Annotated in this window: 16 protein-coding genes; 5 read left to right on the top strand and 11 right to left on the bottom strand. The window is 49.9% G+C overall.

Going from position 1 to position 20765, the window contains the following annotated elements:
* Nucleotide 1: 1 nt before the first annotated feature.
* Nucleotides 2-277: a phosphopantetheine-binding protein gene (locus QOL41_RS11150; protein ID WP_173654421.1), complete on the bottom strand. Its 276-nt coding sequence runs from the start codon at nucleotides 275-277 to the stop codon at nucleotides 2-4.
* Nucleotides 278-344: 67 nt separating this feature from the next.
* Here QOL41_RS11150 and QOL41_RS11145 point away from each other — a divergent pair, with 67 nt between their 5' ends.
* From QOL41_RS11145 to QOL41_RS11135, 3 genes are read left to right on the top strand one after another with little or no spacing between them, the layout of a single operon-like run.
* Nucleotides 345-1055 carry a beta-ketoacyl synthase chain length factor gene (locus QOL41_RS11145; RefSeq protein ID WP_283429818.1) on the top strand — a complete coding sequence of 237 codons (711 nt, stop codon included), beginning with the start codon at nucleotides 345-347 and terminating at the stop codon, nucleotides 1053-1055.
* A 4-nt stretch (nucleotides 1056-1059) separates the two neighbouring features.
* Entirely contained in the window at nucleotides 1060-1839 is a 780-nt protein-coding gene (locus tag QOL41_RS11140; protein WP_283429817.1) for a lysophospholipid acyltransferase family protein, read from the top strand.
* The gene (locus QOL41_RS11135; RefSeq protein WP_283429816.1) at nucleotides 1836-2501 is read left to right on the top strand and encodes a DUF4230 domain-containing protein; all 666 of its coding nucleotides are present in this window, start codon (nucleotides 1836-1838) and stop codon (nucleotides 2499-2501) included. Before QOL41_RS11140 ends, QOL41_RS11135 begins: the two co-directional genes overlap by 4 nt.
* Nucleotides 2502-2515: 14 nt before the next feature.
* Here the strand turns inward: QOL41_RS11135 and QOL41_RS11130 are convergent, their stop codons facing one another.
* The 5 genes from QOL41_RS11130 to rpsB all read right to left on the bottom strand — a co-directional run bounded on the left by QOL41_RS11130 (nucleotide 2516) and on the right by rpsB (nucleotide 11837).
* On the bottom strand, nucleotides 2516-5716 hold the full coding sequence (locus tag QOL41_RS11130) for an EAL domain-containing protein (protein WP_283429815.1): 3201 nt from the start codon (nucleotides 5714-5716) through the stop codon (nucleotides 2516-2518).
* Between the two features lie 272 nt (nucleotides 5717-5988).
* Complete coding sequence (locus tag QOL41_RS11125; RefSeq protein ID WP_283429814.1) at nucleotides 5989-7080, bottom strand: hypothetical protein; 1092 nt, start codon at nucleotides 7078-7080, stop codon at nucleotides 5989-5991.
* Nucleotides 7081-7103: 23 nt separating this feature from the next.
* Nucleotides 7104-10073 (bottom strand): hypothetical protein, encoded by a 2970-nt coding sequence (locus QOL41_RS11120; RefSeq protein ID WP_283429813.1) that lies wholly within the window; start codon nucleotides 10071-10073, stop codon nucleotides 7104-7106.
* 140 nt (nucleotides 10074-10213) lie between these two features.
* Nucleotides 10214-11095: a translation elongation factor Ts gene (gene tsf / locus QOL41_RS11115; RefSeq protein WP_072801121.1), complete on the bottom strand. Its 882-nt coding sequence runs from the start codon at nucleotides 11093-11095 to the stop codon at nucleotides 10214-10216.
* A gap of 1 nt (nucleotide 11096) precedes the next feature.
* Entirely contained in the window at nucleotides 11097-11837 is a 741-nt protein-coding gene (gene rpsB / locus QOL41_RS11110) for a 30S ribosomal protein S2 (RefSeq protein WP_073319269.1), read from the bottom strand.
* A 214-nt stretch (nucleotides 11838-12051) separates the two neighbouring features.
* Between rpsB and QOL41_RS11105 the strand changes: the two genes are divergently transcribed.
* Nucleotides 12052-12807, top strand: a complete 756-nt coding sequence (locus QOL41_RS11105) for a flavodoxin family protein (RefSeq protein ID WP_283429812.1) — start codon at nucleotides 12052-12054, stop codon at nucleotides 12805-12807.
* Nucleotides 12808-12928: 121 nt separating this feature from the next.
* Here QOL41_RS11105 and rpsI read toward each other — a convergent pair whose 3' ends face one another.
* Nucleotides 12929-13333 (bottom strand): 30S ribosomal protein S9, encoded by a 405-nt coding sequence (gene rpsI, locus QOL41_RS11100; RefSeq protein WP_173447304.1) that lies wholly within the window; start codon nucleotides 13331-13333, stop codon nucleotides 12929-12931.
* Nucleotides 13334-13350: 17 nt separating this feature from the next.
* Nucleotides 13351-13779, bottom strand: a complete 429-nt coding sequence (gene rplM, locus QOL41_RS11095; protein ID WP_283429811.1) for a 50S ribosomal protein L13 — start codon at nucleotides 13777-13779, stop codon at nucleotides 13351-13353.
* Nucleotides 13780-14172: 393 nt separating this feature from the next.
* On the opposite strand from rplM, the gene QOL41_RS11090 reads away from it, so the two are divergent.
* Entirely contained in the window at nucleotides 14173-14592 is a 420-nt protein-coding gene (locus QOL41_RS11090; RefSeq protein WP_173654773.1) for a hypothetical protein, read from the top strand.
* A gap of 139 nt (nucleotides 14593-14731) precedes the next feature.
* On the opposite strand, the gene QOL41_RS11085 is transcribed toward QOL41_RS11090, so the two are convergent.
* The 3 genes from QOL41_RS11085 to QOL41_RS11075 all read right to left on the bottom strand — a co-directional run bounded on the left by QOL41_RS11085 (nucleotide 14732) and on the right by QOL41_RS11075 (nucleotide 20635).
* A complete protein-coding gene (locus QOL41_RS11085; protein WP_283429810.1) occupies nucleotides 14732-16507 on the bottom strand; it encodes an endo-1,4-beta-xylanase in 1776 nt (591 codons plus the stop codon).
* 191 nt (nucleotides 16508-16698) lie between these two features.
* Nucleotides 16699-18555, bottom strand: coding sequence for an endo-1,4-beta-xylanase (locus tag QOL41_RS11080; protein WP_283429809.1), 1857 nt, complete (start codon nucleotides 18553-18555; stop codon nucleotides 16699-16701).
* 199 nt (nucleotides 18556-18754) lie between these two features.
* Nucleotides 18755-20635 (bottom strand): cellulase family glycosylhydrolase, encoded by a 1881-nt coding sequence (locus QOL41_RS11075; RefSeq protein ID WP_283429808.1) that lies wholly within the window; start codon nucleotides 20633-20635, stop codon nucleotides 18755-18757.
* Between the last annotated feature and the right edge of the window lie 130 nt (nucleotides 20636-20765).

Genomic DNA, 20765 nt, shown 5'->3' with positions numbered 1-20765 from the left:
CTTAACCCTCAGTGTGTTCGGCAATATAGGCCGAAAGAGTATCTACCGATGCAAAATGTTTCTTGGCTTCTTCTTTCACCGAAGAAAAAGAGACCCCAAACTTTTCCTTAATGGCAATGCCCAATTCAAGGGCATCGATAGAGTCAAGGCCTAAGCCTTCACCCTTTTCGTTTTTGCCAAAAATCGGAGCGGAATCCACGATGTCAGCCGGAGTGACATCTTCCAGTTCCAGAGACTCGATGATAACTTCTTTAACGCGGTTATTCAAATCGGACATAACTTTTTAAAGACCTCGATTGAGCATTGATTTTACGGACCGCAATATAGAAAAATATTGTTATATTATGTTTCAGGATTTTAACATGCCCGATAAAAAATCTAGACAAAAAATCTATATCCAGAGATTATCCCGCTTTATTCCGACCGAAACGCAGTCAAAGCCGGATGTTTCGTTTGTTCCCATGCTCACAAGACGCCGTTTGAGCTATCTTTCGCGAATGGTTGTCCTTGTAAGCGACCAAGTTTCGCGCGACAACGACGGCAACAGGCTCAATGCATCCAAGGTAACGTTTGCTTCGCAATTTGGCGAAATTACCCAGCAATTAAAGATTTCGCAGGCGCTCATTGAAACCGGCAACGTTTCGCCCGCCCACTTTAGCCTTTCGGTATTCAACGCCTCGGTCGCAAACGCATCGATTCTCGAATCAAACACCGCAGGCTATGCAGCGACTGCTTCTGGAAAGGATTCTTTTGTTTCGGGACTTGCGGACTGCCTTGCCGCTCTTGAAAACGAGGAATGCGACACGCGCACGTTTATCTTTGCCGACGAACCCATTCCCGAAACTTATGCCCCCATTGCAGGAGTTCCCTATCCCAACGCCGTGTGCGCGATTGCGCTCAGACTCACGACCGAGGTATCTAAGGCGGACGCCGCCTTCAAGAATGTGGATGTGGCAAACCTGTTCGAACAGTTCAAGACTCGGCAAGACCACTACGACACCGCCGCAGAGCAAGCCCTCGCGTTTCTCCGCGAACTAGACTCGCAGAAGGAATAGCCCCATGGCCATAGGAATCCGTCACGCTTGGCATGTTTTCGTTAAGCTAGTCAGCTTTTTCATTTTCGGCTTTTTTAGTCTGACCGTTGCCCTAGGCCTATTCCCGATTATCCACCTGATAACAGGCTTTTCCGAAAGACGCTTCAAGGCATTTTCACGCAAGCTCAACCACGTTTTCTTTATCGTCTACGTCAAGGTCATTAGCGCCATCGGCTGCATTAGCGTAGATATCGAAAATAAAGAAGCGCTGACCCACCTCCGCTCCAAAGTTGTCGTCGCGAACCACCCCTCTATTCTAGACGTCGTCATCTTGTTTTCGCTCGTGCCCAACGCAGACTGCATCGTGAAAGGCGACCTCGTCAACAACAAGTTCGTTTCGCTCATTGTAAGGAACCTCTACATTCCAAACAATATTCCTTTCGACGAACAGCTGGAGCGCGCCAAGAAATCGATGGACGAAGGCAACAACCTCATTATATTCCCTGAAGGCACGCGTTCTAAATCCGGCGTTCCTTGGGAATTCAAGAAGGGCGCCGCTAGGTTCGCCCTCTATGCCAAGAAGGACGTCATTCCCATTTTCTTTGGAGGCAACGATAAAATCGGACTGCGCAAGTACGACAGAATCACGCAGTACCATCCGACCGAACGTCTCCAGTTCAAACTGAAAGTTCTCGAGCCCATTTCGATTAAGGAATACGAAGATATTCCCATGACGATAAGCGCAAGTACTCTCACCAAGAAAATGAAAGAAGTTCTCGAGCAGGAACTCACGGAGGCAAAATGAAGCTTGCCCTAAAAATACTGGCCATCGTGATTCTCGTGTGCGCAACTGTAGTTGCGACTGCCGTAGTCATGAAAAAGCTGTACACCGCCGAGACAAGAGGGCCGACCATTACAAGCGCTTTCGTAGAGCAGCAAATCAGCGAGATTGCGGAGCTAGCAACACTCCACCACCACTACCGCAAAAACGCGAACTACCAAGACGCCAAGAAACTCTTGAAATACATGCCCGACTGGAGAATCAACAAGTCCATCAAGGAATTCATGCTGATTTACCAGGGCGATGTCAAGCTCGGTTACGACTTGAAAGACATCAAAATCAATGTCGAGCCAATCACCAGGACAATCCTGATTTACTTGCCGGAACCTAAAATTCTGAGCCACAGTATCAATTTCGAAAGCATTGAAGTTTTTTGGGAAAAGAAGGGCTGGTTCAACGATATCAAATTCGAAGACTTCAAGCAGTTCTTTATTGCCGAGCAGAAAAAATACGAAGAAGAAAACAGCGAAGAACTCAAGCGCAGGGCTCGCGAACACGCCAAGCAAATCATACGGCTTTACCTAGGGTCAATCGTCAAATTCGCCGAACCCGAAGAAAACAACGAACAGCCGTTCGTTAAAAGATGGCTAGAACCCAATGATGGCTACCACATCAATCTAGAATAGCGTCAGAACCGCATTTACTTCTTTGTCGTCTTGATACTGTCGTTTTGCAGTTTCAGGATGATGTCGCCGGATTCCGGGTCCATCATCATGTCGAAACTGGATCGGATTGTAAATTTATAGCCCGCGACGTCATAGCTGATGTCCAGCGAATGCACCATGCACTTGTTCATGTAATCGAGGATCAGTTTATCGCGCGTGTAATCCAACGCGTTCATGACATTAGTTTCGTTTTGCTGCATCACGGAACTCAGGTACTTGTAATGGATTTCGTAGGTGTACTTGTCTTCGAGATCCTTGGGGATGTACGAGATTCCGCCCATGCGAATCACAGGAGAATTCTTGGTCAGGTTCCAGAACAGGAATCCGCGATAACCCGGGTCGTAAGATTTCGTATTCGTCGACACGCCCGATGCCATGAATTTTGCGAAAGATTCTTTACGGGCAAAGTACTTTTTCATTGCCAAGTCGTCTTCGGACATGAATGCCGAATAGATTGTTCCATACGGAGTCTTGCCAAAGACTTTTCCCACATGATAGACGCGCTTGATGTTTCCGTTGATTGTCTTTACACGGAAGGTCAATTGCTTTGTCGCGGTGCTTCTGCTCTTTACCTGTTCCGAAATATCCGTATTCGTCCTTCCGTAATCTTCGGGAACAATTGCATTCTTGAAGAACCGCCCGGCATAATTACGGAAATCATCGACACTGCTACATTCAAACATGTCAAGTATTCGGGCATTTACATAAAGAATTTCGCCAGTCTTTACACTGTACAGAATTACTCCGCCAGGAACAAACTCCATATAGTTCAAAGCCAATTGCTGCAGCATTTCGGCATTCTTGATAGAGCCATCAATTTTTGCCTTGAGCATGCCCCTATCTTTAATGGGCGTCAAGAGGAACTGAGTGGCGCCTATACGGATGCTTTCTTTGGCTAAATCTATGTTGTCGGTCATGACAACAAATGGAATTTGGAGATTGCGCCGTTCAGCTTGGAAATTCTGGATGAGTTTGAAACCGTCCATTTTCGGAAGGTTTGCGTTAATCAAGGCAAGAGCCACGTGACGTCCGTATTCAAGCAGCAAGCTAAGAGCCTGTTCGCCATCTTCGGCAAGCAACACGTGGTAATCCGATCTCAAAATACTTTCAAGGAATGCCCTCTCTTGCGGATTGGCTTCGGCAATCAATATAGTCTTCGTATTTGCCGGAAGCACCGACTCTCCACCTTGAGAAGAACTGTCATACGCACTCACATGCGTATTGCGGAAAGACAAGTCGTAAATGTGACAGCCGTTATTGTCGGCAACCAGGCGCCCCCTCATAATGACGTACATGCCATGCGTCACATAGGTCACTTCACAGGGAGCCTCGTAGGCGGCCCTTTCTGCCTCGTGAAGTGTGTAGTACACCGGGTTTTCAGGATTGTTCGAAGCATCCTCGACTTCCTGGACATCCTTAAAACCGAGACTCAGGAGCTGTTCTTCGTACTGTTTGTTCACAAACAGGAACTTGAAAATTCCGTTTTCGAAGGACATGATCGCCCTGGGAGTATTTTCCTGATAGTCGAGACGCCCGATTTTTGAATACACGGCACGCGTGTTGCTATCTTCGATGGCTATTCCCGAAGTTTCCATGTGCTCCATGGTAGCCTTCAACGGTTGCGGCTTTCCATAGTAGTAGCCCTGGACTTTTTCGCAACCGATGCTCTTCAGGAATTCCATCTGTCCCTTGGTTTCTACACCTTCGGCCAAGGTCTTTAACCCAAGGCTTTTCGCCATGCGGACCATCGAGCTGATAATGGTGCGAGATACCTCGTTAAAGTTCGAAAGGAAGGCCATGTCGATTTTAAGTTCGTCGAACTTGTAGTCCTTGAGCGTATTCAGCGAAGAATAACCGCTCCCGAAATCGTCCATCCAAACTTCGTAGCCAACCAGACGGAATCGCTCAATTTCATGCTGGATATACGAATCCGACGCCATGATGCTTTCGGTAATTTCTACACGGATGTAGTCACGCTCAATCTTGTATTTTTCAAGAATGCTTTCAACTACCTCAAAAATATCGCAGCCGGTAAAGTCCAATCGCGAAAGGTTGAACGACACCGGAACCACAGGGTAGCCCTGGTCCAATTGTTCGCGCATTTCTTTGCAAACAAGTTCTATCACGTGGCTGTCGAGCTTATGAATTTGCTTGGATTCTTCTAATGCGCCGATAAATTCACCCGGGTTCAAAAAACCCTGTTCAGGATCGATCCAACGAGCAAGCGCCTCCATGCCGCAGAACGTTTCCGAAATCGTACGCACCACCGGCTGGTAATAAACCTTGATGTAGCCGTTCTCAATGGCGTCGTCAATGTGGTTTACCACGTAATTGTGCAATATGAGAGTTCTGTGCAGGTCTTCGTCATATTGCCGAATAAATTTATCACCCTTTTTCTTTTGAACGTTGCAGGCGAGTTTCGCCTTTTCAATCGCGTCGAGAATATCGCTGTCTGTATCGGCCTCACAAATGCCCACGTAAAGGTCCATCGAAATTTTCGAAACCGTACCTTTAACGTATTTTCGAACTTCGCACAACTTTTCTTTGAGGTTGGCAATGTCTGCAACAACGACAAAATGGTCGTTCGTGCTACGGCATACCAGGTTATCTGCAAACTGCTTTTTCAGTACGGCCGCAAAGTGAATCAAGAACTCGTTTCCGGAGCTAAAGCCGTTGGCATTGTTGTAAAGCTTCATCCCGATAATGTCGAAGAAAACCACTGCAGGGGTTTTACCTGCATTTAAAAGACCCTCTACATAGTTTTCTCCGCGGATGCGGCAATACTCTAAATTCGGAAGCCCCGTCAGGGAATCGAAGAACCGGTCGGAATGATCGTTTACGCGCATGAAAATGGAGCGCTTGCCATTCCAGGAAATCTGCGACGCCTCTACAACCAGGTCTTTTCCCGAATACGGGCAGCGAATAATCGTCACCCCTTTTTCAAGGAGTTCTTCGACAAACAATGTATTCTGTTCGTTGGCAGGAAAGAAATATTCTTCGAACTTGATTCCCTGTTCATAGGGTCTTTTCGGTTTCCAAAAAAGCGACATAGAAGGATTCACCATATAGATTTCGTGCGATTTCGCATCGAAAATCACAAACGGATCCACCTTGGCCGTATTCAAAAGATCCACGACTACCGACGCGGGAATGTCGGATTTCTCACGCAAAGTCATTGCTCCCACCTTAATTCACATTTTCTCTCTTACCTATTAAATTAAATGATTTCGTTTGAATTTGCAAACGTTTTTTCACATTTCAACCCTAAAAACAGCCCTAACACGCCCTTTACACGCAAAAAACCGCCCCTAAGGGACGGCTTTTTGCGAAAAAATCTAGTGCCAAGCGAAGGCAATAGGCAATTAGCCTATTGTCGGAGCGAAGGGCGAACAACGACTAGCAAATCCTTTTGGAGTTCTCTCTTTTCGTTGTTCGCATATACAGTAGGTCAATCAGCGGCTGAAGCGTAATCTCCATCAAGAATGCACCAGACACCGTCTCCGCTCTTTTTAGTGGGGCGGCACAAGTTCGGATACACCCCCTCGGGAGCACCGATATTGCGCTGCATACAATCGACACCATTGTTGATGTAATCTTGCCGTTCCTTGCACTGTTCCTGCACCGTGTGAGTCGTATCAGGAACATAGTCAGCCGTGCGGCAGGTTTCATTTTCAAAAATCCACGTGCTTCCGATATCGGTAATCTTCACGTTGTACTTTTCAATGAAAATGGTGTCGATATACTCCTTTATAAGATTGCTGTCATAACCGACAATCGTCACCAGCGAATCTCCTTCAAAGGCATCGATTTCCCAACCCGTTGGAGGTGGTAAGGTAACCGTATCAAGCGCAGGTTCTATATACCATGGATTAGGCTTAACCCATACCGTGATTGTAGAATCTGTCAGGCGAATCAGTTCGTATTCTTTCACTGAATCTTGATAAGCATACAGATCTTTTATTTCCGTATAGAAAAAGACTTCGTTACCCACCGTAATCTTTTTCAAATAGTCATTTACATTTCCGCAAGCGCCCCAAGCGGGCATCTTGCAATCGCGTTCATCGGCAAGCATCAGCGAATCTTCACGAACTAGGATTGCGAACTTATAATCACCAGGCCAACCATTTTTATAGGAGAGCAGGACTTTTCCATTCGCATAGATATGGTCGATACCGCAAAACGGGGGCACTTTTTTCAGGGCATTAATATAGCGGCCCAAAACGACATCAGCACCTACCGCAGCGCGCTGTTCGGGCGTAAAAGGATCCAATTCGTCATACGTATAAGTGTAGAAATCCGGCTCGATTCCCGTGGTGTCGAACGGGAGAGTATCCAGGCCCACAATTTCTGACGGTTCAGCTTCAGACGAAGAACTCACAAGAGGATCCGGCGATGCAGGTCCCTCGGACGAGGAACTTTCTGAGCCGACTTGCGGCGTATCTTGTACAGACGCTTGGGAAGATGAATCTGAATCGCCGCAGGCCAAAAGCGCGAAAGCGACAGAACCCGTTACAGCCAAAGACAAAAACTTTTTCAGCATTTCACTCTCCTTTTATAAATCCCCTACCTTATATCGACACGGCCCGTCCAATTGCCAATACGCAACAGATACCGCCCGGCACGCGGGAACTCGATGTCAAAGTTAGCCGATTTAACGCGGCCCTTCTGCAGAATGCGCCCTTGCATATCGTAGGCTACATAATCCGAACCCACAGGCGCCGCCGACACGCGAACGTTCCTTGACACCACCTGGAGCGACATTCCGTAACGAGCCATCCAATCCATATCCAAGGCGGTCGTAAATTCGGAGTCCGGAACCGCGACCGCGCCATCCAATACACCGGAGAATACCGGATACGGATCAGTCCCCACCTTCTGGCCCCAGATTTTTCCGTCAATCCCGTTCGGATAGATTTTGGCAACGCTATCGAGCCATACGTATTTATGGAGCTTGGTCGCTAGATAACCATTCTTGAGCTGTTCTTCGGTAAAGGGGATTCCGCCATTATCGTCGATATAGCCTTCGGGATAATAGACATTCTTCATTACCAAGGAATACCCGGCCGGAAGCGATCCCGATATCGAAACATCTTCACCCACCAATCCGAAATACTTCTCATAGCATCCTTCGACCTTGCCTGCATTGTAGGAATTCAAAATAGTCGTTTCCCTATTCGATTCGCCGATAAGGCCTCCAACATTGTAGCAACCTTCCACATGTCCCACGTTGTACGAATTTACAATCGTGGTCTTTCCGTAACTCTGCCCCAAAAGGCCTCCCGTACCCTTCATAGAATGAATACCTTTTAAATAGCCCGAATTATACGAGTTGGCAATAATCAAGCGACCTTCCATGGTCCCCACCAAACCAGATCCTTGTTCTACAAGGCCCTCGTTATGGGAATTGGTGATAATCAATTCTCCGGTGGACTCACCGACAAAGCCACCCGCCCAGTACACTTTGTTATGCACCGTAGAGGCATTAAAGCAACTATCAATCGTCAGGTACCCATGATTCTCAGAAACAAACGCGCCCGCGTTGTACGCGATAAAGTAGGAATCCCGGAAACCAAGGTTCTTGATAACAAGCGTATCGCCATCTCGGACCTCTTCGAAAAGCGCCCCGATATACAGGCCCGATATGGTATGGCCCTGACCATCAAAGACACCGGTGTAACTACGCAGTCCAAACCAGTCTCGGAAATATTCATCAACGCGGTCACCGTCTGAATCGAGCACATTCTTGTTGACAACAATGTCTTTTGTCAGCTTGGCACATTTTTTCTGATTCTGCGGAACAAGTTCGTAAAAGCCATAAAGTTCGCCTGCGCTCGATATCAAGTAACAGCCTAAAGAATCCTTTGCCGGCAAGGTAGGCAGGCCGTCCCATTTCGCATACAGCACCTTGTGTCCATAATCGTTCTCGGTGATCTCATACACAAGGGAATCTTCCTTGCCTTCATAATACCAGCCCAAGAACTCATAGCCGTGCCGGAACAGTTCAGGCAGTTTCTTCTTGCTTCCATAGGAATACTGCACTGTATCGTTACCGACATAGAGCGTATCCTTCATCATAATCTTAAAGGGCTTGATATTTAATTTTCTGCCAAGCTTCGGGTAGTTGTCGTACAAGCTCGTGTCCTGCCCCCAAACTTCGCCATCTTTGCCGCGGTTAAGCGCGATAGCGACAACACCATCAAAAAAGGCATCCGCATCGGCATTCTGCGCGTTCAAGCGCGCCATGCAGGAACTGCTATCGTTTTTCCAGAGAACCTTATCGCTAAGATAAAAGCCATTTTGCAGGGATTCCTTACCGCTACAAACTCCGACAAACACATCCCTTTCCGTTGCTTGCGGACGAGCGTATATACCATCATAAATCCAGTAGACATTTCGAAGCGAAACGGAATCCTCGTTGTAGGCGACGAACACGCCCACGGTATCGTTGTCTTTCATCGTTGAAGCGGTCGAATAGGCATTCAGAATCGATACGATTCCCTTATTCTTGCCAACAAAAGAACTGGCAACCCGAGCAGAAGCATCGCCTTCGTCAAAAGATGCAGCCTCAATAGAGGCTACGGAACCTATCCCGTTATACCCAACAAGGCCTCCAGCAAGTTTTTCTGCGGTAACGGATGTAGCAATATTCGCATTCGATATTTTCAAGGTCGCACCATCAGCGTTTGCGCCGACCACGCCACCGGCAATATCTACACCTTCAGCGCGAGCCATATACGTAACTATACCTTCAGGATACGATGTCTCTAAACTATCTATCGACACTTCGCCATTGTTTACACCGACAACCAACCCTGCTATTAAACCAGCACTAATGCCAGAGGCGGCAGCTATATTTTTCAGAATCAAGTTTCCATCATTCTGCGCCACAAAGCTGCCAGAAACAGCATAAGCATACATGGAGCCAAAAGCAACAGAATTTTCAAAATAAAGATTCCCGCGATTGACAGCGACAATTCCACCACCCACAATATGGGGGCCCAGTTTCCAATAATGGAGTTTCAAGTTCTGAATCTTTACAGGTTCTGCATCGGAACCGACCGTAGTACGAATAAACGCCGCCGTATCTAGGCTATCCGCATATTCCAAAGCCCTAATGACGTGTCCTCGGCCATCGAAGGCTCCCGAGAATTCCCCAATCGGCGTCCAGTGGTGATGTTCGATTTCATTCGTGTCGACTTCGACTTCTTTACGGTTTTCATCGTATATGTAGAAGTAGTATTCCTTTTCGTATTCCTGCGTTTCAGGATTTTGGACCCACCTATAAGTGCGATGAACCGTTGTCGTGTCGTTGACCAGAATGTCCTTTTCAAGCTGACCACAAGCGGAAGGTTCTGCCGCACGGCCTTCTTCGAGAGTCCCGTTGACAACCGCGGCAAAGCCATAAAGTTCCTCTAACGAGGAAATAGAGTAGCACCCCTCTTTTTGAGCAGGTTCCACCGGAATGACATCAACGAATTTGGCAAAAACGAAACTACAGCTGACTAAAATCCCAAACAAATACTTCTTCAGCATTTTGTTCTCCTTTCTTAACTCTTGTACAAAATAAAAAAAATTGGCCGCCCCGCAAGGGAGCGACCAAATTTTAGAGCCTGTACTAGGCGATGCTCAGAGTGCCGAAGGCACGACCTCACACCTCGCTAGCTCAAAACCTCTTAGTTACCGCGTTCGAAGCGGATGAAGTTCACGACCTTCAAGCTGGAAAGACCGAGCTGCTTGGCAACGACTTCCTGGAGATAGTCCTTGACAGAGAGCTTCTTCGGGTTCTTTTCGGACATGAAGAATTCCTGGTCTTCGAGAACGATTTCCTTGAGCACCTTGGCGACGCGGCCGTCAATCTGGCGCTGCAGGAATTCAGGCTTCGGAGCCTTGCCAGAAGCTTCGATCTGAGCCTTGGCAATTTCCTTTTCCTTTTCGATCGTTTCAGCCGGAACTGCAGCATCGTTCAATGCAACCGGAGCGAATGCAGCGGCCTGCATAGCGATGTCCTTAGCGGCAGCCTTGAGGGCAGCTTCGTCGGCAGAGCCTTCGTAAGCGAGTTCGGTGATCACACCGATCTTGCCCTTCATGTGGCTGTAAACGCCAAACACGGAGTTAGCAGTCTTCTTCATTTCGGCGAACTTGCGGAAGTCGATGTTTTCCTGGATCTTGACGAGCACGTCCTGGAGCACATCGTTGATCTTCTTGCCGTCGACAACAGCGTTCTTGAGGTCTTCGACAGAGGCGATAGCCTGAGTTTCGACAGCCTTCACAGCCATGTTGGCGAGAGCGACGAAGTCGTCGTTGTTGGAAACCGGTTCAGTTTCGCAAGAGAGTTCGAAAGCAGCAGCCTTGTCAGCGGTTTCGATGAGGTAGATGCGGCCTTCCTTAGCGGCCTTGTCGGCGCGCTTGGCGGCAACAGCAGCACCCTGCTTGCGGAGGAGTTCAACGGCCTTGTCCATGTCGCCGTCAGTTTCGGTGAGGGCCTTCTTGCACTGCATCATGCCCACGCCAGTCTTCTGACGGAGTTCGTTAACGAGGGAAGCGGTAATCTGCATATTACTTTTCTTCCTCGCCGTTGTCGAACTTCTTAGCTTCTTCCTTGTCGGCCTTCTTGTCAGCAGTACGCTTCTGGACGTTAGCTGCGATGTAGTCGACGATGAGCGTGAGAGACTTCACGGCGTCGTCGTTAGCCGGAATCGGATAGTCCACGAGAGTCGGGTCGACGTTCGTGTCGCAAATGCCGATGATAGGAATGTGGAGGCGGCGAGCTTCAGCCACGGCGATCTTTTCGTGAGCGAGGTCGGTCACGACGAGGAGGCCCGGGAGGTTCACCATTTCACGGATGCCACCGAACACGGAAAGGAGCTTTTCGCGTTCGCGGTTCTTGTCGAGGACTTCCTTCTTGGAGAGAGCCTGGAAAGTACCATCAGCTTCCATAGCGTCGATCTTGTCAATCTTCTTGATGGACTTACGAACGGTCTGGAAGTTCGTGAGCATACCACCGAGCCAGCGGTTGGTCACGGAGAACTGGTTGCAAGAAGCAGCAGCGTCGAGCACGCACTGACGAGCGGTCGGCTTGGTGCCAACGAAGAGCACGGTCTTGCCAGATTCAGAAATCTTGGCAGCGGCCTTGGCAGCTTCTTCAAGGAGTTCACGAGTCTTGGAGAGGTTGAGAACGTAGATGCCGTTCTTTTCAGCCAAGATGTAGGGTTTCATTTTCGGGTTCCAGCGCTGAGTCTGGTGACCAAAGTGGGAGCCTGCAGCAAGCAGATCTTCGACAGAAGGCAGATTTGCCATAATGTATTTTCCTTTTCGGTTGTTACTACCCGGACTGCAATTAAGCCGCGAAGCGATGCCCGAACCTAGGGGTGTGGACCTCGCCACCGAAGCGACTCTCGCAAGCCGGTGATTGGTTTTACCCGAGCGTAATTGCCCGAGCGGCGCATAATATAGAAAATAATCATAGGCAGGTAAAGCGCAAAAATCCGTAATTTTAACTAAATTTGCGCCCATGGCAGATAAAAAGAAAATTCTCGTGATGGTTGCAAGCCCGAAAAACGAACGCAGCGGAACCCTGATTCCGACCAAGGCGTTCGTAGAAGGCCTAGAAGAAAGCGGCGAATACGAGTCGGAATACCTTTTTATCGACCGTCTGAATATCAAGCCCTGTCGCGGTTGCTTAAGCTGCTGGGGTCGTGAAGACGGCAGCTGCTTCATGAAGGACGACGATGTGCCCTGGATTCGCGAAAAGCTCACGAATTCCGACATCGTGATCTGGAGTTTCCCTTTGTACCTGTTTAGCGTGCCGGGCCAGATGAAGGTACTCATGGACCGCATCGTGGGCATGGTTCACCCCTACATGGGCCAGAAGCTTAAAGAAGGCGCCACCGCCATGAACTCGCACTTGCACGGCTTGCAGTTCCAGAAAGAAGGTCAGAAGATCATTCTGCTTTCGAGCTGCGCCTGGATGGATTTGGACGTTGTGTACGAGCCGATCCGCAAGCAGTTTGACATCATTCTTGGTCACGAAGGCTACACGCTCATCGCCTGCCCGCAGATGCGAGCGCTCGACCACCGCGGGGGCCCGCGCCGCCTCAACATGCTGCGTGAAAAGTACAAGAAAGGCGGCGCAGAACTTGCCAAAACTGGCAAGCTTTCGCAAGAGGCGATCGACCTGATGCAAAAGCCGATTTTCAGCGACGAGGCCTACGAGACGCTGGTCGTTGAATTCGTGACGCACATGTTCGACCGCCCGGATAATTTCTAACAAACTAATCAGACAACCAAGAGCCGATGCTGAGATTCCTCAGCATGACACGCTAGCAGCAAGCGTATAAAAAGAAAACCCTGGCGAGAGCCAGGGTTTTCCGTAAAAGCAAATTCGCAGATTAGCGCTTGCTGAACTGGAAGTGCTTACGAGCCTTCTTGCGGCCGAACTTCTTACGTTCAACAGCACGAGAGTCGCGAGTCATCAAGCCTTCCTTCTTGAGGGCCGGCTTGTCTTCAGCGTTGTTAGCAACCAGTGCGCGGGCAATGCCGAGACGGACAGCGCCCATCTGGCCAGCGATGCCACCGCCACGAGCGGTAACTTCGACGTCCCATTCTTCCGCGTTGCCGAGGATGGCGAACGGGAGGTTTGCAATCATGTTCTGCACTTCAGAATGGAAGTAATCCTTGAAATCACGACCATTGATAGTGCGCTTGCCGGAACCCGGCTTCAGGATCACAGCAGCGATGGCGTTCTTGCGACGGCCAGTGCCGCGGTAGATCTTCTTATTTTTTGCGGTAGCGATAGAGGTATCCTCCGTTCTTAAAGTTCTACAACTTCAGGTTTCTGCGCAGCGTGCGGATGTTCGGCGCCGGCATAAATTTTGAGCTTCTTGATCATCTTGTGACCGAGAGCGCTGTGCGGGAGCATGCCCCAAATGGCAGCTTCGAGCGGTGCAGTCGGGTGCTTTGCCTGAAGGTCGGCAAAGTTGATCCAGCGTTCACCGGCAATGTGACCGGTGTGGTGGAAGTACTGCTTCTGCAGGTTCTTGTTGCCGGTAACAGCAACTTTTTCAGCGTTGATCACAACCACGAAGTCGCCAGTGTCGACGTTCGGGGAGAAGATGGCCTTGTGCTTGCCCATCAGGAGCTTTGCAACTTCAGAGGCAACGCGACCCATAGGCTTTTCGGCGGCGTCCACAAGCTTCCACTTGCGTTCGACGTTCTTCGGGTTTACCGTAATGGTCTTCATGTAAATCCTTTTTGAGTTATTCCGGAGCAAAGTCGCCCCGTGAAATGCTGCGCTAAATTTAGAAGAAATTTCCGGGCTTTGCAAGGGCAAAAAAGTACTATTTTTCGAAAAATCCGCGTCATTTAAGCATTTTTCATTCTATCGATTATATCAATTATATTAATTATAATATAGTTTTGCTATAAATTACCCCATTTTCGCCCTCAAAAGCACACAAACTACACTCGACCACCCGAGTCTTAAAGACAACCGCTCGTCACAAAACAAGCTTGCAAACTATCTGTAATTTTTTTCAACCTATCCATATTTTTTTCAAGCACACTCACTTTTTTGGAACTAATTAACTTATATTTTGGTCATAACTATATAATGCATTTCTCTCAAGGAGTAAGAATGAAGAAACCCATTCTAGCAATCTTGGCAGCTACGCTGATGCTTTCTTCCGGCGCATGGGCCGGCTTTACGATTCACGTTGACAATGGCAAGAAAAAGGAAAGACCGGCCGACCCTCCTCCTCCGCCGCCACCTCCTCCGCGTGAACGCCTGCAATGCCGCTTTGAAAAGCCGGATTGCCGCCCGCGTGACCGCCACTTCCGCGTTGACTACCGCAACCGCCGTCCGATGGTTGAAGGTTCTTGCTACCGTGGTGATGCAGAAGGTCGTTTCGACTACTACTGCAACGATGGTACCCGTTGGATGACTGTTGACTTCCGTCGCAACCGCCCGGATCGCGTTGACTGCCTCGACCCGCGCCGTGGCCGTATGTTCGCTGCCCGCGACATCCGCGACTGCATCGACATTCACGATCGCTAATCGGTAAATTCAAATCGAATTTCGAAAAGCACCAGTTTCACTGGTGCTTTTTCGTTTGCACAAAAATCCCCTGAATAAAAAACAAGTCCCGAAGCATTCGCTTCGGGGCCCGTTGTTTGGTGTATTGAGTTTCTAAAGATTAGCGAATAACTCTTACAGACTGCATCTTGCCAGTGGTGCGGCTGCGCAGGTAGTAGATACCGGAGGCCTTCACAGCGCTGGAGCTCTGGAGGATTTCCTTAGCAGCGTCGAAACCGTAGGCAGTGAGCACACCCATGTGGACACCGTTCTGGTCGAACACGTGGTAGTCCTGACGAGAGTTGTTGTCGAGTTCCACCTTCTGGGCGATTGCAGTAATGTCACCCTTCGTGAATTCGATGTAGTCGATGTCGAAGTATTCCTGAGTCACTTCCATGCGGAGGATATGCTTGCCGGCCGGGAGAGTCACCTTCTTGCTCACGTTGGAGAATTCGTCGTAGCTAGTTCCCGTGACTTCGAAGTCGGCGAGAGCCTTGCCGTCGAGGGAGAGCGTGAATGCGCCAGTACCTTCGGTTGCGACAGAAGCTACAGCGGTGTATTCGCCTGCTTCGGCAACGTTGATGGTGTATTCGTACCAGTCACCGGTATTGTTGTAGCCGAGAGCAATGCCCGTACCCTTCTTGTAAAGGTCGGCACCGGTATCCTTGCGGTAGTCGGAATCACCGTGGTTTTCGCCATCGTCGGCATAAGAAGCGTTGCTCGTGCCGTCTTCGTTCTTGCCCTTGCCCGGAATGTCGAAGTCTTCGACTTCGATCTTGCCCGGGACAGCGAGAGCTTCACCCTTGAACGGAGTCTGCGGTTCAGGTTCCACCGGAGTGATTTCGCCCGTAGGAAGGCCCGTCGTGTTCACGCCCTTGTTCTTGGAGAGGTAATCCTTCAACCAAGTCATGGCCGGACGGTCCTGGCCGTTCCTGATAATACCGGAGTTACCGCCAGAGGTCCAAGTAGAACCGTAGATGTAACCCCAGAGGGTGATACCGGCAATGTGTTCATTTTCCATGAAGTAGGAGATCTGCTGAGAGTAGCAGTTCTTCTGGTCGTTATCGTCGTTAGAAGCGATATCGTATTCAGAGATGAACATCGGCATCTGGGTCTTGTTCCAGATTTCTTCAATAGCGCTCTTGAGCGTATTGATGTTCAAGCAGGAACCGCCACCGCCTTGGCCACCTTGCTGACCACCGGAAACCTGCATATCGTGAGCCTGCAAGCCATAGGCGTCAACCGGAGCGCCAGCCTTTTTCAGCTTATTGATAAGGTCGATACCTTCGTTCTTCTGCCACTGAACGGTATTGTAGTCGTTATAGATCAAGATAGCGTTCGGCCAACGCTTACGGGCCATTCTGAAGGCTTCAGCCACGAATTCGTAGTTGCCGTTATCGCCACCGAGAGCCGCGATGATATTGTTGTTCTTGCCGTAGCCAGAGTGGTAGCTGCCACCCGACTTAATAGCTTCGTTCACCACGTCGATCATTTCGAGTTCGGGGTAATGCTGCTTGACGGCATCCATCCAGTTCGTGATTGCCGTCTTGGTGTCGGCTGCGCTAAGGCCGTTCAACCAGTTCGGATACTGGGAGCCCCACACCAGGGCGTGGAACTTGAAGTGGCCACCGTTGTTCTTTGCCCAGTTATAGGCAGCGTCGCAACCAGACCAGTTGTAACGACCGCGGGTACCTTCGATAGAAGCCCACTTACATTCGTTTTCAGCGGTAATCTGGTTCCAGAGAGACGTAAAGTCGCTACGGACCTGGCCGTTAGTGGTAATGTTACCGACGAATTTGGCTGCACCATCAGCCAAGCCCGGACCGGCAAAAGAGAAAGTTGACGCTGCGAGAGCAACAGCAGCAACTTTCGTTGCTGTAGAGATTATCTTTTTCATATCCACACATCCTTTTTGATGGTTTTTCATCCCAAAAACCATTATAAATATATCCCGCAAAACGCCCTATTTTACCCTAAAAAGCGAAATTGCCATGGACAAAATGTCCATAGCGTAACATTTTTGTAATAAAAACAAGCCCCGAAGCACTCGCCTCGGGGCCCGTTGTTTGGTGTATTGAGTTTTGAAATTTACCTAGAAATTCTCACAGACTGCATTTTTCCGGTCCAGCGGTTACGCAGGTAGTAGATACCGGAAGCCTTGATGTCGCCCGTGTTCTGGAGAATTTCGGCAGCGCCTTCGAAACCGTAGGCCGAGAGCACGCCCAAGTTCACGCCGTGTGCATCGAACACAAAGTAGTCCTGCAGGCCGTTTTCATCGATCTGGATGCTCGGCTGGACAAACATCGGATCATCTTCGATTTCAATCGGTTCGGGGTCGGTAGCATCTTTACCCTTCACGAAGGTGAAATAGTCGATGTCGAACCAGGAGCCAGTCACCGTCATGCGGAGGATATGCGTGCCGGCCGTGAGGGACACGTTCGCCTTGACCTTGTTGTAGTCGTCGTAGTTTTCTTCGCCGGACTTTGCTGCAGGAACAGTAATCACGTTGGTGAGTTCCTTGCCGTCGAGAGAAAGCTGGAAGCTGGAAGTCGAACCTGCGGCAGCCACGGCTGCGAACATGGTGTAGTCGCCCGCTTCTTTTACGTTCACGGTGTATTCGAGCCAATCGCCTTCGCTGTTGTAGCCCACGATGATGCCGGTCGCCTTCTTGTAGAGGTCGACACCCGTCGTGTCCTTGCGGTAATCCTTCACGTCGCCGTGATTTTCGATATCGCTTTCGCTGTAAGAAACGTTGCTCACGCCATTGGTTTCGCCGACACCGGAAATATCAAAGTCTTCGGCTTCGATTTTGCCCGGGATGTCGAATGCAGAACCCTTGAACAACTTGCGCGGCACAGGTTCGACCGGAGTGAGCACACCCGTCTTGAGGCCAGTCGTGTTCACGCCCTTGTTGCTCTTGAGGTACTCCCTCATCCACTTCAAAGCGGCGCGGTCCTGGCCATTCTTGACAATGCCGGAGCAGCCACTCGCAGTGCCGTTACAGTCGAGCCAAGTGCGACCATAAATGTAGCCCCAGATGGTAATGCCGGCAATGTGTTCGTTTTCCATGAAGTGAGAAATCTGTTCGGAGTAGCACTGCTTCTGGATATTGTCGTCGGTAGTTGCAATGTCGTATTCGCTGATGAACATCGGGGTCTGGGTCTTGTCCCAGATTTCCTTGGTAATGCTCTTGAGCGTATTGATGTTCAAGCAGACGCCGCCGCCACCGGTACCGCCCTGGCCACCGCCCTGGCTCATCATGTCGTGGGCCTGCAAGCCGTATGCGTCGACCGGAGCACCGTTTTTCTTGATGGTCTGGATAAGCTGAATACCTTGGTCCTTGTTCCACTGAACCGTGTTATAGTCGTTATAAATGAGGATAGCCTTCGGCCAACGTTCGCGCGCCATCTTGAAGGCGGTCGTTACGAACTGGTAATTGCCACCGTTATCGCCACCGAGTGCCGGAATGATGTTGTTGTTCTTGCCGTAAGGAGAATGATAGCTGTTGTTGCCCGTGCGGATAGCTTCGTTCACCACGTCGATCATTTCGAGATCCGGGTAATGCTGCTTGACCGCATCGAACCAGGCGGTAATCGCCTTCTTGGTTTCGTCTGTGCTAAGGCCATTGAGCCAGCTCGGATACTGGGAGCCCCACACCAAAGCGTGGAACTTGAAGTGACCACCATTCTGCTTTGCCCAGTTATAGGCAGCATCGCAGGCGCCCCAGTTGTACTTGCCGCGCTGACCTTCGACGGAGCCCCACTTACAGCCGTTTTCAGCCGTAGCCTGGTTCCAGAGCGCAGTAAAGTCTGAGCCGACACTATTACTCTGAGTAATGTTACCAACGAACTTGGCTGCGCCATCGGCAAGGCCGGGGCCAGCGAACGACGGAACGGCACAAGAAAGTGCGACCGCCAAAGCAGAGAAAGAAAGTTTCTGTTTCATGAAACCACATCCTTTTTTAAAGTTACACCATGCTCCTATAAAATTATCTCGGCAAAGGCGGAATCGCTCACGGTCTTCAAGGATTTCCATTGATAAAATATCCATAATAATGTAAAGAGCAAGAAACGAGCCCCGCAGCATTCGCCCCGAGGCCCGTTGTTCGGTCTATGTGTCTAAGAGAGAGATGGAAAAATCGGTCTTATTTCGTGATGCGTACGGACTGCATCTTGCCGGTGCTACGGCTGCGCAGGTAGTACACGCCAGAAGTCTTGACGGCGCCGGAATTCTGGAGAATTTCCTTGGCGGCATCGAAACCATAGGCCGAAAGCACGCCCATGCGCACGCCCTGCATGTCGAACACGTAGTAATCTTGAAGTTTGTTGTTCGTGAGTTCAAGGTTCTTGCCAATAGAGGTTTCCTGGCCCGGATTTTCGATCGGTTCGGGGTCAGTCGCGTCCTTGCCCTTCACGAAGGTGAAGTAGTCTACGTCGAACCAGGCGCCCGTTACGTCCATGCGGAGAATGTGCTTGCCTGCCGGGAGGGTCACGTTGGCCTTGACCTTGTTGTAGTCGTCGTAATTTTCTTCGCCTTCCTTGGCGGCAGGAACCGCAATCACGTCAGTGAGCGCCTTGCCATCGAGGGAGAGCTGGAAGCTGGAAGTAGAACCTGCGGCAGCGACGGCGGCAAACATCGTGTAGTCACCTGCATCACCCACGTTCACGGTCCATTCGAGCCAGTCGCCTTCGCTGTTGTAGCCCACAATCACGCCAGTCGCCTTCTTGTAAAGGTCGACACCGGTGTCCTTGCGGTAATCGCTATCGCCGTGATTTTCGGAATCATCGCTATAGGACTGGTTGCTCGTGCCGTCTTCGTTGACGCCCTTGCCCGGGATATCGAAATCTTCGGCTTCGACTTTACCCGGAATGGCAATCGGTTCTCCCTTGAACGGAAGCTGCGGTTCGGGCTCAATCGGCGTGAAGGTCACATCGTTCTTGCCCTTGCTTAAGTTGTTTGCAAAATATTCTTCGAGCCAGTTCATGGAAGCGCGCTTGCGGCCATCCTTTTCGATAAGGCCGGTGTTTGCAACCCAAGTAGAGCCGTTGATATAGCCCCAGATGGTAATGCCCGCGACCCAGGGAGTTTCCCACATAAACGGAATCTGGTTTGCGTAATCGTTTTTCTGCTTGGTATCGTCGGCTTCGCCGATATCGTATTCCGAAACCAGGAGCGGGAGGCCCGTCTCGTTATGGATTCGAGTCATCTTGCTTTCGAAATCGTTCTTGCTCATGCCCTTACAGTCGTGAGCCTGCTGGCCGTAAGCATCCACCGGAGCGCCGTTCTTGACAATAGTCTGGATGAGTTCGATACCTTCGTTGATCTGCCAGGAAAGCGTATTGTAATCGTTATAGATGAGCACAGCTTTTGGCCAGCGTTCGCGGGCCATCTTGAAAGCGGTGGTGATAAAGTCGTACTGGTGCTTGCCATTTACAACGCGGTCACCGCCGAGGGCTTCGATAATGTAGGAGCCGCCGCATTCGGTATCGTCGGTGCTGTGGCCTTCGGCACCTGCAGCAGGCTTGCCGTAACCGGAGTGGTAGTTGTTACCCGCCCAAATGGCTTCGTTCACCACGTCGATGTATTCGAGGTCCGGGAACTTAGCCGCAACGGCATCGAACCATTCGGTAATGTACTGCTTGGTGAGTTCTACGGTAATGCCCGGATTTTTCTTTTTGCAGAGGAAGTTCGGGTACTGGGAGCCCCAAACGAGAGCATGGAACTTGAAGTGGCGTTCGCCCGGTTTTTCCTTGGCCCACTTGTAGGCGCTTTCGCACTTGTCGAAGTTGTCCCAGGCAAACTTGCTTGTACCGCTGTTGCCGTTAGAAAGGGAATGGATAGAGCCCCACTTACAGCCGTTTTCGGGAGTAATCTGGTTCCAGTATTGGGCAAAGTCGCTACGAATTTGGCCGCCCGTAGTAATATTGCCCAGGAATTTTGCACCGCCATCGGCCATGGCTGCGTTAGCAACGGTCGCAAAGCCTGCAATGGCTGCAATAGCAAGAGAAAGGGAAAGTCTTTTCATAACCAACATCCTTTAAAAACGTAAACACCTAAGTTAAAGGTACTTTACAAAACGGGATTTTCTCCACATTAAAGGAAAGATTGCATGGACAACAAATCCATACACACCAACACCCCCTACCCCACAAAAC

The sequence above is a fragment of the Fibrobacter sp. UWB10 genome (assembly GCF_900182935.1).
Taxonomy (GTDB): domain Bacteria; phylum Fibrobacterota; class Fibrobacteria; order Fibrobacterales; family Fibrobacteraceae; genus Fibrobacter; species Fibrobacter succinogenes_O.
Note: the sequence above shows the minus strand (reverse complement) of the source record. Positions and strands in the feature narration are given on the sequence as shown.